Source organism: Flavobacterium lindanitolerans (assembly GCF_002846575.1).
Classification (GTDB): Bacteria; Bacteroidota; Bacteroidia; order Flavobacteriales; family Flavobacteriaceae; genus Flavobacterium; species Flavobacterium lindanitolerans.
Genome location: NZ_PJND01000008.1, coordinates 522250 through 537075 on the forward strand (window position 1 = coordinate 522250; position 14826 = coordinate 537075).

General features: G+C 41.6%; 9 protein-coding genes. 6 read left to right on the top strand and 3 right to left on the bottom strand.

Going from position 1 to position 14826, the window contains the following annotated elements; genetic code table 11:
- Positions 1-62: 62 nt before the first annotated feature.
- The 4 genes from B0G92_RS12225 to B0G92_RS12240 all read left to right on the top strand — a co-directional run bounded on the left by B0G92_RS12225 (position 63) and on the right by B0G92_RS12240 (position 9167).
- On the top strand, positions 63-2888 hold the full coding sequence (locus B0G92_RS12225; RefSeq protein WP_180326438.1) for a T9SS type B sorting domain-containing protein: 2826 nt from the start codon (positions 63-65) through the stop codon (positions 2886-2888).
- A gap of 111 nt (positions 2889-2999) precedes the next feature.
- Positions 3000-8363: a T9SS type B sorting domain-containing protein gene (locus B0G92_RS12230; protein WP_180326439.1), complete on the top strand. Its 5364-nt coding sequence runs from the start codon at positions 3000-3002 to the stop codon at positions 8361-8363.
- 32 nt (positions 8364-8395) lie between these two features.
- Complete coding sequence (locus B0G92_RS12235; protein ID WP_056065342.1) at positions 8396-8611, top strand: hypothetical protein; 216 nt, start codon at positions 8396-8398, stop codon at positions 8609-8611.
- Positions 8612-8768: 157 nt separating this feature from the next.
- Positions 8769-9167 carry a hypothetical protein gene (locus B0G92_RS12240; RefSeq protein ID WP_056065340.1) on the top strand — a complete coding sequence of 133 codons (399 nt, stop codon included), beginning with the start codon at positions 8769-8771 and terminating at the stop codon, positions 9165-9167.
- 143 nt (positions 9168-9310) lie between these two features.
- On the opposite strand, the gene B0G92_RS12245 is transcribed toward B0G92_RS12240, so the two are convergent.
- Positions 9311-10282, bottom strand: coding sequence for a hydrogen peroxide-inducible genes activator (locus B0G92_RS12245; protein ID WP_101472408.1), 972 nt, complete (start codon positions 10280-10282; stop codon positions 9311-9313).
- A 112-nt stretch (positions 10283-10394) separates the two neighbouring features.
- On the opposite strand from B0G92_RS12245, the gene B0G92_RS12250 reads away from it, so the two are divergent.
- Together B0G92_RS12250 and B0G92_RS12255 are read left to right on the top strand one after the other, a co-directional pair.
- A complete protein-coding gene (locus tag B0G92_RS12250; protein WP_101472409.1) occupies positions 10395-11423 on the top strand; it encodes an alpha/beta hydrolase in 1029 nt (342 codons plus the stop codon).
- A gap of 36 nt (positions 11424-11459) precedes the next feature.
- A complete protein-coding gene (locus B0G92_RS12255; RefSeq protein ID WP_056065334.1) occupies positions 11460-11879 on the top strand; it encodes an OsmC family protein in 420 nt (139 codons plus the stop codon).
- Between the two features lie 84 nt (positions 11880-11963).
- Here B0G92_RS12255 and B0G92_RS12260 read toward each other — a convergent pair whose 3' ends face one another.
- Positions 11964-13895 carry an OmpA family protein gene (locus tag B0G92_RS12260; protein WP_101472410.1) on the bottom strand — a complete coding sequence of 644 codons (1932 nt, stop codon included), beginning with the start codon at positions 13893-13895 and terminating at the stop codon, positions 11964-11966.
- A gap of 11 nt (positions 13896-13906) precedes the next feature.
- Positions 13907-14818, bottom strand: a complete 912-nt coding sequence (locus tag B0G92_RS12265) for a PorP/SprF family type IX secretion system membrane protein (RefSeq protein WP_056065329.1) — start codon at positions 14816-14818, stop codon at positions 13907-13909.
- Positions 14819-14826: the final 8 nt, after the last annotated feature.

A 14826-nucleotide genomic window follows, 5' to 3' on the forward strand; every position in this document is an offset into this window, starting at 1 on the left:
ATCAAACAACGGCTTCAGTTAATCTGTCATTCCTAGATTGCGCCGGTTTTAAACTGACTCAAATGAAATTACAAAAGCTCAAACATTTCCTTATTATTGCTGTTCTGGCTCTTTTCTCTTATCAAGACGCTTTCTCCCAATGTTTCCAAATCGAAAGTATACTGGTTGACGCTTGTGGCGTACAGGAAGGATTGAATGAAATGGTACGATTTAAAGTAGGCAATACTGCTATAAATACAAGTAATATGAGCGTGTCATGGCCAAACAATCCATGGCAGGGACTTATACGAAACTCTGTCACCGCTGCAAAAGTAGCTACTCTTAATGCTGATATTCTGGATGCCGGCGGATGTGGCCAGTTAATCGAGCCTACAGGAGGTGTTCTTCCGGCCAATGCCAGTGTAATTTTGGTCACCAGCCATAATTTTGATACCGACCTGAATTCATTTGGAGCTTTAACTGATAACGTTTATATCATTTTTCAAAATAACCCGACTACAGTGTCAGGGCATTTTGCCAACTCAGGAACCGGAATCAGAACATTGACTATTTCTTTTGGTTCCTGCTCTGATACCGTTTCCTATGACCGTGCCCTGCTAATTGACACCAATGGTGCTACTGTTCCTGCAGATGGCGCAATAGTGCAATACACTCCGGCAGGAACTGCAACCTATATCAACAATGGCTGTTCTGCTCCTGTTCCTCCATTTACTGTTGATGCCGGACCTGCTACTATGTCGGCTTGTGCCGGAACTACAATTTCTTTGAACGGAATTGCGCAGGGATATCAATCAGTAAGATGGTCGGCTGTAAGCGGTACGTTTTCAACGGCAACCAATCTGTCAACCACCTATACTTCAAGCGCTTCACAGGCAGGAACCGTTGTTGTTATTACCCTAACTGCTACCAACAGTTGTGGCCTGGAGATAAGAGACACTATTAATCTTACCTTAACTAACAGTACTACGCCTAACTTCCCTACTACACTTTCCTTGTGCACAGGAAGTACGGCTCCGGTATTGAACACTACTTCCCCGAACGGAATTTCCGGAACATGGAATCCGGCTGTTGTGAGCAATACGGCAAGCGGAAATTATGTATTCACTCCTAATGCAGGACAATGTGCCTCAAATATAACTTTGAGCGTAACCGTATCTAACAGCATCACGCCTAATTTCCCAGCTGCAATTTCAATATGTACCGGAAGTACGGCTCCGGTATTAAACACTACTTCACCAAACGGAATTTCCGGAACATGGAATCCGGCTGTTGTGAGCAATACGGCAAGCGGAAATTATGTATTTACACCCAATGCCGGGCAATGTGCCACAAATATGACTTTAAATGTAACGGTTTCTAATAGTATCACGCCAAACTTCCCTACCACACTTTCAATCTGTACCGGAAGCACAGCACCGGTTTTAAATGCTACTTCACCCAACGGAATCACAGGAACGTGGAATCCGGCGGTTGTGAGCAATACGGCAAGCGGAAGCTATGTATTTACACCCAATGCAGGGCAATGTGCCACAAATATGACTTTGAACGTAACTGTAACCAACGGAATCACGCCAAACTTCCCTACCACACTTTCAATCTGTACCGGAAGCACAGCACCGGTTTTAAATGCTACTTCACCCAACGGAATCACAGGAACGTGGAATCCGGCGGTTGTGAGCAATACGGCAAGCGGAAGTTATGTATTTACGCCCAATGCAGGGCAATGTGTCACAAATATGACTTTGAACGTAACTGTAACCAACGGAATCACGCCAAACTTTCCTAACACACTTTCAATCTGTACCGGAAGCACAGCACCGGTTTTAAATGCTACTTCACCCAACGGAATCACAGGAACATGGAATCCGGCGGTTGTGAGCAATACGGCAAGCGGAAGCTATGTATTTACACCCAATGCAGGGCAATGTTCCACAAATATGACTTTGAACGTGACTGTAACTAACGGAATCACGCCAAACTTTCCTACCGCACTTTCAATCTGTACCGGAAGTACGGCTCCGCTATTGAACGCTACTTCACCCAACGGAATTACAGGAACGTGGAATCCGGCGGTTGTGAGCAATACGGCAAGCGGAAGCTATGTCTTTACACCAAATGCCGGGCAATGTGGAACAAGTACGACTTTAAATGTAACCGTTACGAATAGCATTATCCCGGATTTTGCAACAGAATTGGCATTATGCAACGGAGATGGCGCGCCAGCATTGGCTACTACCTCACCAAATGGAATCACAGGAACCTGGAATCCGGCCATTATAAACAATACCACAAGCGGAAGTTATGTATTTACTCCAAATGCCGGACAATGTGCTTCAAACGTGACATTAAACGTAACAGTAGGACAACTTGATTTTAAAGTAGATAACGGATGCGAAGGCGGAAACTATAGGCTGACCGTTGTTCCAATTTCTGATTTTGATAGTAATGATGTTGATTACGAATGGAAAAATAATCAGGGCGTCAGAGTAGGAACCGATTCCAGCCTGAACGTAACCGAACTGCTGAACTCTACTCCTGTTGAAGAAGAATTCCCTATAACTTATACAGTACAGGTGACCACTGCACAAGGATGTACCTTAACCAGAGAAGAAACCGTATACGGTATTTTCTGCAGCATACCAAAAGGAATATCTCCTAACAACGACAATAAAAATGATGAATTTGACCTTAGCGGATTAGGTGTAAAAGAACTGACCATTTTCAACCGATATGGTGTTAAAGTATACGGATACAAAAATTATACAAACCAATGGAAAGGACAATCTGATGATGGAAAAGAACTTCCGGATGCAACCTACTATTATGCCATTTCCAAAAGCGACGGACAAACAGTAACCGGATGGGTTTACCTCAACAGACAACGATAAAAACATTTAAGTAACTGTTTATTAAATATTTAATAAAGAAAAACCAATCCTTCCAAAGTAGAATAAACATTACTTTTCGTAGGTTTTGAAATAATGCTAATCTCCCATACTATGTCAAGAAACCTTAGCAATCCTGTCAAAAAAAATACGCTTTTATTTGTGGTCTTATTTTTTTTGGTAACCCTATCCGATGCTACGGCACAGATTTATTATCATAATTTTGGTACAACGACTATTTCGGCACATCCTTATGCGGTAGCACCAACTACTTTAAATACAAATCTGTCCGGCTCATTATGGAGCAACAGCCTTAATACATGGACAAGTACAGCCGGAGCTACAGGAGAAGCTTTACGTCTTACTACATCTGCAAATGCTACGATTACCCTGACATTTAACGTTGCTGCGAATTTTCAGGTAAATGTTACTTCATTTGATTTTTGGAGGCAGCGAAGTAATTTCGGGCCTCAAAACTGGTCGATGTCCATCAATGGTATCAATGTTGGTAGCGGTACGGTTGATGCTACCGGAGGCGCTATTGGAACCACCAACGTTGCGAATACTGTTTCCGGACTTACGGGAACTGTTACTGTTGTGATTTCACTTACCGGATCTACCGGAAACGGTACATTCCGTCTGGATGATTTTACATTAAACGGAAGCGTGACTTCCAATTGTGCCGCACCAACAGTTACTTCGTTTACGCCTGCTTCAGGACCACAAAATACATTAGTTACTATAAACGGTAATGGCTTTACGAATGGCAGCGGAACTTCTTCCGTAAAATTCAACGGTATTCCGGCAACCAGTTTTACTGTTGTTTCCAATACGGTTATCAAAGCCTATGTACCGGCCGGAAATGCTTCAGGGCTAATCAGTATTACTACCAACGGATGCGAGGGTTTTTCCACAGCTAATTTTACCAAAATTTCAACAACAAGTGTCGGAAATTATTCGAGCGACATTTATATTTCTGAACTTTATGATGCTCAGGCCGGTGATGGCGGTGTTATAGAATTATATAACGGAACCAATGCTACTGTTGACCTGACAGGATATACGATACGAAGATATGGTGATATTGGCGGTTCTACTTTTTATACCATTGTATTGAGCGGTTCCATCCCACCGGGAGGAATTTTTTTAATCGGAATTGGAACAGGCACTATTCCCTGCGGCATTACTTCAAGCCAGACCTACCCAACCGGATTTAATGCCAATGATGAGTTCCAACTGCTTAAAAACGGAACTATTATCGACAATGTACATGCACCAAACAACGTAGGATATTCCGTTATCCGAAATCCCAACGCGGTGGCTCCAAAAGCTGTTTTTAACAGCAGTGACTGGAATACCCAAACCTCTGAAAGTTGTGCCAACATAGGAATTCATAATGTAACCAATACTGTTCCGCCAACCTTATCCAATCCAACGAGCAGGATAGTTTGTGAAAACAATACGGTTACTTATACCGCATCTCTTGCCAACAGTACCGGTTTTACCTTCCAATGGAAAAGGCTTGACGCAAGCGGAAACTGGGTCAATGTTACCAACGGAGCGCCTTTTACGGGAGCAAATACCAATACGCTTACTATCAATCCGGCACCTTTGACGCTTGATGACAGCCAATATTATTGTCAGGTCACTTCTACACAGCATACTTTAGTGAGCAACGCTGCTCAATTGGAAGTAAACCCGGCAACAATTCCTGATTTTCCAACATCGCTTAACTACTGTGCAGGTGCCAGTATACCTGCATTGAATAATACTTCCCCTAACGGAGTTACCGGAACCTGGAATCCTCCAACCATCAGCAATACCGCAAACGGAAGTTATGTATTTACACCAACAGCAGGACTGTGTTCTCCTGGCGTTACCTTAAATGTTGCTATTTCCAACAGCATTACGCCTGATTTTGCAACCACATTAAGCCTATGTTCAGGAGATACCGCTCCTACCCTGAATGCCACATCGCCTAACGGAATTACGGGTACGTGGAATCCGGCAACCATAAACAATACAACTAACGGAAGTTATGTATTTACACCAGATGCCGGACAATGTGCCACGCCAACTACATTAAACGTAACCATCAATAACAACATCACACCGGATTTCCCTACAACACTGACTTTCTGCAACGGAGATACGGTTCCTACGTTAAATACGACTTCGCCAAACGGAATCACGGGTACATGGAATCCTCCAACAATCAGCAATACCACAAGCGGAAGCTATCTCTTTACACCAAATACCGGACAATGTGCCACGACAACTACATTAAACGTAACCATTAATAACAACATCACACCGGATTTCCCTACCACACTGGCTTTCTGTAACGGAGCTACTATTCCTGCCTTACAGGCCATTTCGCCTAACGGAATTACCGGAACATGGAATCCTGCAGCAATCAGTAATACAGCAAGTGGAAGCTATGTATTTACACCGGATGCCGGACAATGTGCCACTACAGCTACCCTGAATGTAACTATTGATACTAATATTACTCCGGATTTCCCTACCACACTGACTTTCTGCAACGGAGATACGGTACCTGCCTTACAGCCAACTTCGCCAAATGGAATCACCGGAACATGGAATCCTGCAGCAATCAGTAATACCGCAAGCGGAAGCTATGTATTTACACCAAATGCCGGGCAATGTGCTACGACAACCACATTAAATGTCACTATCAATAACAATATTACGCCGGATTTCCCTACTTCGTTAGCATTCTGTAACGGCGATACAGTTCCTGCACTTCAGGCTACTTCTCCAAACGGAATCACAGGAACATGGAATCCTGCAGCAATCAGCAATACCGCAAGCGGAAACTATGTGTTTACGCCAAATGCCGGACAATGTGCTACAACAACCACATTAAATGTCACTATCAACAATAACATCACACCGGATTTTGTTTCTTCTTTGATTATTTGTACAGGAAGCACTGCTCCTTTGCTGAATACAACTTCACCCAATGGAATCACGGGTACATGGAGTCCTGCCACAGTAAGCAATACAACAAACGGAAGTTATGTATTTACACCAGATGCCGGACAATGCGCCACGACAGCAATACTAAACGTAACAGTTACCAATAACATCACACCTGATTTTGCAACAGCCCTTTCATTCTGTTATGGTGACGGAATACCTTTACTAAATACGACTTCTCCAAACGGAATTACGGGATTCTGGAATCCTCCAACAATCAGCAATACCAGCAGCGGAACTTATATATTTACACCGGATGCCGGACAATGTGCTACTACGGCTACACTGAATGTGACCATCAATAACAATATTACTCCGGACTTCCCTACCACACTGACTTTCTGCAACGGAGATGCGATTCCTGCCTTACAGCCAACTTCGCCAAATGGAATCACCGGAACATGGAATCCTGCAGCAATCAGCAATACCGCAAGCGGAAGCTATCTATTTACACCTAATGCCGGACAATGTGCTACTACGGCTACACTGAATGTAACTATCAATAACGCTATCACACCAGATTTCTCTACGACACTGACTTTCTGTAACGGAGATGCAGTTCCTGCCTTACAGCCAACATCACCCAACGGAATTAACGGAACATGGAGCCCTGCTTCAATAAGCAATACAACAAACGGAAATTATGTCTTCACACCTAATGCCGGACAATGTGCTACAACAGCCACTCTGAATGTGACCATCAACAACAATATCGTACCCGATTTCCCTACTTCATTGGCATTCTGTAACGGGGATACGGTTCCTGCCTTGCAGGCAACTTCTCCTAACGGAATCACCGGCACATGGAGCCCGACAACAATCAACAATACCGTAGGCGGAAACTATGTGTTTACGCCAAATGCCGGACAATGTGCCACGCCAACTACATTAAACGTAACCATCAATAACAACATCACACCGGATTTCCCTACAACACTGACTTTCTGCAACGGAGATACGGTTCCTACGTTAAATACGACTTCGCCAAACGGAATCACGGGTACATGGAATCCGCCAACAATCAGCAATACCACAAGCGGAAGCTATCTCTTTACACCAAATACCGGACAATGTGCCACTAATATGACTTTGAGAGTGACTATCACACCTCAAACAGTACCAAATTTCCAAACAATAATGACAATCTGTAACGGAAGTACGGTTCCTGTCCTGAATACGACTTCTCCAAACGGAATCACCGGAACCTGGAATCCTCCAACCATCAGCAATACTGCAAGCGGAAGCTATATATTTACGCCAAATGCGGGACAATGTGCAACAACAGCTACTTTAGCCGTAACAGTCAGCAATAGTATTTTACCGGATTTTCCAACCACATTGGCATTCTGTAGCGGCGATACGGTACCTGTGCTACAAACAACATCGCCTAACGGAATATCAGGTACATGGAATCCTCCGGCAATAAACAATACTACCAGTGGAAATTATGTGTTTACACCAAATGCCGGGCAATGTGCAACGGGCACGACCCTTGCGGTTACTATTAACAGCCTTGCTCTTCCTGCCATTGGCGGTCCTAATGCAGTTTGCCTGTCAAACACGATACAGCTAACCCATCCTACTCCTGGCGGAATCTGGACAAGTGGGAATACGAATATAGCAACGATTGATGCAGCCGGAAATGTTACCGGAGTTAATGCAGGCACAGTAATAATCACCTATACTGTAAACAATGGCAGCTGTACGTCATCGGTCAGAACAACTGTAACGGTAGCCGCACCACCAAAACCAATACTTAAGGAAGGTTATATCTGTCTTGACAATCAAACAGGCAACTATATTTCTACGGTTAATCTGCATTGCCAGGTTCCTAATGCTAACCATAGTTTTGTCTGGACCCGAAACAACACCGTCCTGCCTACCACTACCAATATGCATATTGCCACCGAGCCCGGAACCTATGAAGTAATAGTGACTAATCTGACTTCAGGATGTACGGCAACGGCAACAACAACTGTAGGCACATCATCTATTGCCATTGCAGAAGCTACAGTGGGAAGAGATTTTAATAAAAACCAGATTATTACGGTTAACGTTACGGGCGGTTCAGGACAATATGAGTTCCAACTGAACGGCGGTGCGCCGCAAACCAGCAATCAGTTTACGAATATTTATGAAGGTGAATATGAAATTATGGTAAGAGACACGCAGGGATGCGGTTTGATTACGCTTACTGTATACGCTTTGAATTATCCTTATTACTTTACGCCGAATGCAGATGGTTATAATGACACCTGGAACATTGACGGGCTTTCCAACCAACCGGAGGCTACAATTTATATTTTTGACCGCTACGGAAAACTAATCAAGCAGATTTTTCCTTCGTCTGCCGGATGGGATGGTACCTATAACGGACATCCGCTGCCTGCAACAGATTACTGGTTTAAATTGCTTTATAAGAGCCGTGATGGAGTGAACAAAGAATTTAAGGCCCATTTTGCCCTGAAAAGATAATTTCCAATATTTCGTTACTTAAATACCACAGCATGAATTTCATCAAACCAAAAAGATACGAAGATGTCGTATATAATATGGACCAGGTGTACAAAATCGAAAAGCTAATTGACGAATATGAGTTTCATTTTAACAATGGAAGAGTGATTAACGTAAAAGCGTCACTTGTAAGCAACAAGATTAAAAAGCTGTTCGACACCAAGTATAAAAAGAAAAATCTTACAGAATCTAAAAATACTTCCAAATAATTCTTGCAAATTGATGAAATCAGTCTAAATAAGGCTTTTTTGTGACCGATTTTAAGTCCTTTAATTTGAAAAAGAGTAAATTTTAAAGTAAGTTTGTAGAACCCTAATCTATTACTTAAAATTACAAAAAATCCCTTATACCACGAGGGTGAACGTTATGGAATACAACAAGACTCATGCTCTGGACAATGGCGTTTCAGTAGTACAAAGCATTATGCGCAAATTTAAGGTATACGCCGACCGATATTATAAGTACTCTTTTCCGGAAGAACCTTTTTTTAAAGAGATTGCTGAGAAATGCATCAGCGATGCTTTCGGAGCCAATCATAAAGAATCTTTCACCAAAGCAAAAATCAGGGAACTTTGGGGCTATGTCAAAAAGCAGGCCCTTAACTATATCCTCAACGTTGAAGCTGAGCTCGATAAGGAGTTTCCTAATCACGGACAACTTAGTTTTTATGCATTTAAGCTGAATTGCAAGACAGAGAATCTAAAAGAGAAAGTAACGGCTTTTAAGTCACAGTTTACAGATGCTGAAGATTTTATATCCAGATAATACACCTGGATTTATTGATACAAGGCTCCCATTGGGAGCTTTTTTATTTTATGTTATTCTCTTTTTACTTTAATAACTTTAGGCTTTGCGACTCTGTGCCTTTGCATGAAAAATAATTGCTCACAAAGACGCAAAGACGCGATTTACATAAATCCTTTGATCGCATTAATAAAATAAGGCGAATCGTTCCATTGAATTTTACGGTAATTGAAATCCTTCCTAAGCGTCTCCGGCAGGCAATCCCAAATGGCACGGCTCATTTTTTCCAATAACAGCTTTTTGGAAAATGTATCTGAAACCACCAGACTGATTTCCCGAATGGGTTTGGGTTCCTTAAATGGCTTAAACAAATGCTTTTCATTTTCATTGAGTATGGAAAGTTCCGGAAGGATTGCAAAACCGAGTTGGGCCCGTACCAGATTTTTCAACGTTTCTATAGAGCTGATGTCATAAGAGAACTGCTCACTTATTTTGCGGTCTTCCTTAATGTCACATATATCGAGAAGTTGCGCATTGTAACAGTATTCATTTTGCAACAGCAAAAGTTCCGGTTTGTCACTGGCCTGGAGTTCATAAAAGTCTTTAGCCGCAAACGGATGGCTCTCGTTAAGATAGGCCACAAAAGGCTCGTTAAAAACATGGTGTTCTTTCAGGTTCGGGTTTCCGGTTGGAGTAGCCATAAGCGCCACATCTAATGCTCCAGTTTCAATATCGTGCATTAGCTGACCCGTAGAAGCTTCACGAATAACAAAATGCATTTTAGGCGCAGCTTCTTTCATTGCCTTTATGAATAAGGGAATCAGATAAGGCGACAAGGTAGAAATAACACCCAGCTTTAGTTCTCCTTCCAGGTCATTTTTTTCATTAATAACAAAATCTCGAATTTCATTGACTTCGCGGAGTATCTTTTTTGCTCTTGCAATAATCTGTGTTCCGAGTTTTGTGGGTGTCAAAGGTACTTTTGTACGGTCGAATATTTTTATTCCTATTTCTTCTTCCAGATTTTTCAGCTGAATTGTAAGTCCGGGCTGGGTAACATTACAAACTTCTGCAGCCCTTGCAAAATGGCGTTCTTCGTCTAATGCTACGATGTATTTTAATTGCTGTATAGTCATACATTATAATTTTATTTTATAAAGGTAAAAAATTATCAATTTGATTTATAATTAAACCCGCTATAAATTTGTCCCATCAAATCAAAACAATTATAACTTAATAATTTACATCATGAAAAAATTAGCAATAGCAGCCGTTGCGGTATTAAATGCAACACTAGCAGTAAGTCAAATCGATCCATCATTAGCAGGTAGCTACAGTATCGAAAAAAACACTCGTGAATTCCTAAAAGCCGTTCACGGAAATTCAGGCCCACAGCTTTATGAACTTTCTATCGAAGATGCCCGAAAAGTATTAATCAATGCACAGACAGGAGATTACAAAAAATTACCTGCCGATATTGAAAACAAAACCATTACACAGGATGGAAAAACCGTTTCCATCCAAATTGTAAAACCAAAAGGTCCCAAAGAAAAACTTCCGGTACTGATGTATTTCCACGGTGGAGGATGGGTTTTAGGAAATGCTTTTACACATGACCGACTGATAAGAGAATTAGCGGTTGGAGCCAACATAGCTGTTGTTTTTGTAAACTACACTCCTGCTCCTGAAGCCCGATTCCCGGTTGCAAATGAAGAAGCCTATGCTGCCACCAAATGGATTAAAGAAAACGGAGCTTCTATCGGACTAAATCCAACAAAACTGGCTGTGGGCGGTGATAGTGTTGGTGGTAATATGGCAATTGCTGTAACGTTGATGGCCAAAGAAAGAAAAGGCCCTAAAATTGATTTCCAATTGCTTTTTTATCCGGTAACCGATGCCGATTTCAGCACGGCTTCCTATCAGCAATTTGCCAACGGACATTTTTTAACACTTAATGCAATGGTATGGTTCTGGAATATTTATGCACCGGAAAAAGCGACAAGAAACCAGATTACAGCTTCTCCTTTGCGAGCCGATATTGAAGAATTAAAAGGTTTGCCTGAAACTTTGGTTATTACTGCAGAAAACGACGTGCTGCGCGATGAAGGCGAAGCTTATGCCAAAAAACTAAATGCAGCAGGTGTGAAAGTTACAGCTACACGATACATCGGGACAATTCACGACTTCGTTATGCTCAATCCAATTACAGAAACTCCGGCTCCAAGAGCAGCCATCAAACAGGCTGTAGATGCCTTAAAAGAAAAACTAAGCAAATAATTACAAAAAACAAATAACAATTAAAATTTAGAAATCATGAAATTTACAAGAAAAGCAAACGCAAACTGGCAAGGTACTGGAATGGAAGGAAAAGGAACCATCAGTACTCAAAGCACTACTCTAAACAACACCCAATTATCTTTTAAGACACGCTTTGCAGAAGGCGTAGGAACAAACCCGGAAGAATTAATAGCTGCAGCTCATTCAGGATGTTTTACGATGCAGTTGAGCTTTTTGTTAAGCGAATTGAATTATGTACCTACCGACCTGAATACTGAAGCTGTGTTAACTTTTGAAGACGGAACGATTACTAAAATCCATTTGGAATTGAATGGTGTTGTTCCCGGAATTTCGGAAGAAGAGTTTCAAAATATAGCTTTAAAAGCGAAACAGATTTGTCCGGTTTCTAAAGTTTTGAATGCTGAAATTACTTTGGGAGTTTCTTTAAGTCGCTAAGGTACTGAGGTACTCGGGAATAATTCTGAATAAAAAAACCGTGCTTTTGCAAGCACGGTTTTTAACCTTAAAACTATCTAAACATTACATGGCTGTGATGATAAATTCGCTTCTTCTGTTCTGCTGGTGTTCCTGTTCTGTACATTCAACACCATCTGCACATTTATTAACTAACTGGGTTTCGCCATAGCCTCTACCCGTGATTCTTTCTTTGGCAACTCCATCCTGAACCATCCAGTCGATGGTAGATTTTGCCCTGCGGTCAGAAAGTTTCTGGTTGTATTTATGAGTCTGGCGGCTGTCCGTATGCGAACGGACATCAACTTTCATATTCGGATACTGTTTCATCACGTCAACAATTTTAGCCAAATCAATAGCTGCATCCGGACGGATATTCCACTTATCAAGGTCAAAGTAAATAATCTTGATGCCGAATGTTTTGGCCAAATCGGTTCCAACCGTAATCTGCTTCACCGGTTTATCCAATTCGATAGAAAGGTCTGTTTCTCCGGATTCTTTCGGGATAATGGCTTTTAGTTCGTTTGGCGTATAATCTTTGCTTTCTGCTTTTACATAATACACATTCCCGCATTCTACATCAAAGCTGTATTTTCCTTCGTGGTCGGCATAGATGGTTTTGATAACCTTAAATGAAGCATCAGCCAACGTTACCCTTGCATTGGCAATAGGAAGTCCGGTTTCTTTATCCGTAATCGTTCCTGCCAGTAATTGCTCGCATTTCATTTGTCTTGTTTCCTGGAATTTGTAGATGTCATCATATCCTTTACCTCCATCCCTGTTCGAAGAGAAAAATCCGAATCGGGTTTTGGTATCAATCATGAAAGCAAAATCATCTTTTGGCCCGTTAACGGGAGCTCCAACGTTTTTGATTTCACCATAACTTCCGTCTTTATTAATCTGGGTTACAAAAACATCCAAACCTCCTAATCCAAGTTGTCCGTCTGAAGCGAAATACAATTCATTTTCATCTGTAACATATGGAAAAGTTTCACGGCCTTCTGTATTGACTTGTTTCCCTAAGTTTTCCGGAGTTCCAAAACTACCATCAGCGTTAATTGCCACTTTAAACAAATCCGACTGACCTAAAGTTCCCGGCATGTCTGATGCAAAGTATAAGGTCTTTTCGTCCGGACTCAAAGCAGGGTGTGCCGTACTGTAATTGTCGCTTGTAAAAGGCAATTCCGTTATGTTTACCCATTTGCCATTTTCAAGAGTACCTTTGTAGATTTTCAATAACGTCGCTTTGTCGCTGTTCTTTCCTCTTTTCCCTTTGTTATAGTTATTTCTGGTGAAGTAGACTGTTTTTCCATCTTTGGTAAAAACAGGCGTGGCTTCATTGAATTTGCTGTTCAGGGAAGTGTTGAATTGTTCCGGCTCCAACATAGAACCATCCGAACTGATTTCAGAGGCATACAATTTCGTAAACGATTGGTTGGTCCACTGGTGCTTTCTGTTGAAAAGACCTCCGGTATCTCTGGCAGAAGTAAAAACAAGTTTATTGCCAAAAAAAGCGGTTCCGTAATCAGAATATTCTGAGTTGATATTGATATTTTCAACCTTGTATCGCCCAGAATTGGCTTTTATTTCCTCCAGATAATCTTTATGTTTGGTGTACAGCTGCGCTCTTAAATCGGCCGCATTCTTTTGGTTAAACTGCGCCAGCATTTGATTCGCCTTTTCATAATCGCCAACCGATTTAAGGGTTTGCGAATAACGGTAATAGTATTCCGCATCAACCGGCTGGTTCATTGCAAAAAGTTCCTCATACCATTTGTTGGCTTTGTCTAATTCTGCATTGAAATAGTAAGCATTTCCCAGCTTTTGGAAGAGATCAACAGATTTGTATCCTTTCTCTGCTACCCTTTCATACGTCTTGATTGCATCGACATAGGCATATTTCTCATACTGCTTGTCGGCAGCTGCAAGTTTGGCTTCCTGTGCCTGGGCAGTCAGTAAAGAAAAGACTGCCAGGGCTGTATATAATTGTTTTTTCATAGTTGCTGCTTTTAGAAGAATCTTGGAGAGGTTACTTTGTTGAATCTGTTGAATAATTCGAAACGAAGGAAAACCTCATGCGAACCTGAATTGTAGTTGGCAAGCTTTGTCGTTTCTAAATCATATCCGTAGCCTACAAATAGTCCTTCTGTGATTTGGAATCCTGCCATAGCACTCACGGCTGCATCCCATCTCCAGGCTACTCCAAGCGTCAGCTTATCATTGAAAAGAAAGTTTCCTGAGACGTCAGCCTGAAGCGGCGCTCCATTTACAGCTTTCATCAAAAAGGCCGGCTTGAATTTGATGCTTGGACTCAAATCGAAAACATAACCTCCAATCAGATAAAAATTCATCCTTTCCTGATTTACAGATACTGAATTGTCATCGTATCTGTGGGTTTCAAAAAAGTTTGGTACCGAAAGTCCCAAATACATCTTATCGGAATGAAAATAAGCTCCTGCCCCAATGTTTGGCGTGAAGTTATTATTCAGATTCATTAATCGCGGATCTCCCTGATCTGCCGGATTCAGCTTATTAACATCCAAATTGAACATATTTGCTGTAGCCTTAATTCCAAAAGACAGCTTAAATGTTTCTGAAGTCTTAACAGTATAGGAAATATCTGCAGAGATTGCATTTTCATCTGTAGGTCCTATCCTGTCGTTTACAAATGATAATCCCATTCCTATATTAGTGCCGTTAATTGGCGTGTTGATAGAAACGGTATTGGTCACCGGTGCTCCGTCCAAACCAACCCATTGCGTTCTGTGAAGTCCGAAAACGCTTAGTACGCCTCGCGAACCTGCATAAGCAGGGTTGATATTGATGGTATTGTACATATACTGCGTGTATTGCGCATCTTGTTGTGCAAATGCGCTTGCACCTACAAGAATCCAGACGAAAAATATGATTATTTTTTTCATTGTTTAAT

What these genes read in the sequence shown, in the direction of transcription:
- B0G92_RS12225 (WP_180326438.1), top strand. Translation starts at nt 63, where the DNA reads ATGAAATTACAAAAGCTCAAACATTTCCTTATTATTGCTGTTCTGGCT.
- B0G92_RS12230 (WP_180326439.1), top strand. Translation starts at nt 3,000, where the DNA reads ATGTCAAGAAACCTTAGCAATCCTGTCAAAAAAAATACGCTTTTATTT.
- B0G92_RS12235 (WP_056065342.1), top strand. Translation starts at nt 8,396, where the DNA reads ATGAATTTCATCAAACCAAAAAGATACGAAGATGTCGTATATAATATG.
- B0G92_RS12240 (WP_056065340.1), top strand. Translation starts at nt 8,769, where the DNA reads ATGGAATACAACAAGACTCATGCTCTGGACAATGGCGTTTCAGTAGTA.
- B0G92_RS12245 (WP_101472408.1), bottom strand. Translation starts at nt 10,282, where the DNA reads ATGACTATACAGCAATTAAAATACATCGTAGCATTAGACGAAGAACGC.
- B0G92_RS12250 (WP_101472409.1), top strand. Translation starts at nt 10,395, where the DNA reads ATGAAAAAATTAGCAATAGCAGCCGTTGCGGTATTAAATGCAACACTA.
- B0G92_RS12255 (WP_056065334.1), top strand. Translation starts at nt 11,460, where the DNA reads ATGAAATTTACAAGAAAAGCAAACGCAAACTGGCAAGGTACTGGAATG.
- B0G92_RS12260 (WP_101472410.1), bottom strand. Translation starts at nt 13,895, where the DNA reads ATGAAAAAACAATTATATACAGCCCTGGCAGTCTTTTCTTTACTGACT.
- B0G92_RS12265 (WP_056065329.1), bottom strand. Translation starts at nt 14,818, where the DNA reads ATGAAAAAAATAATCATATTTTTCGTCTGGATTCTTGTAGGTGCAAGC.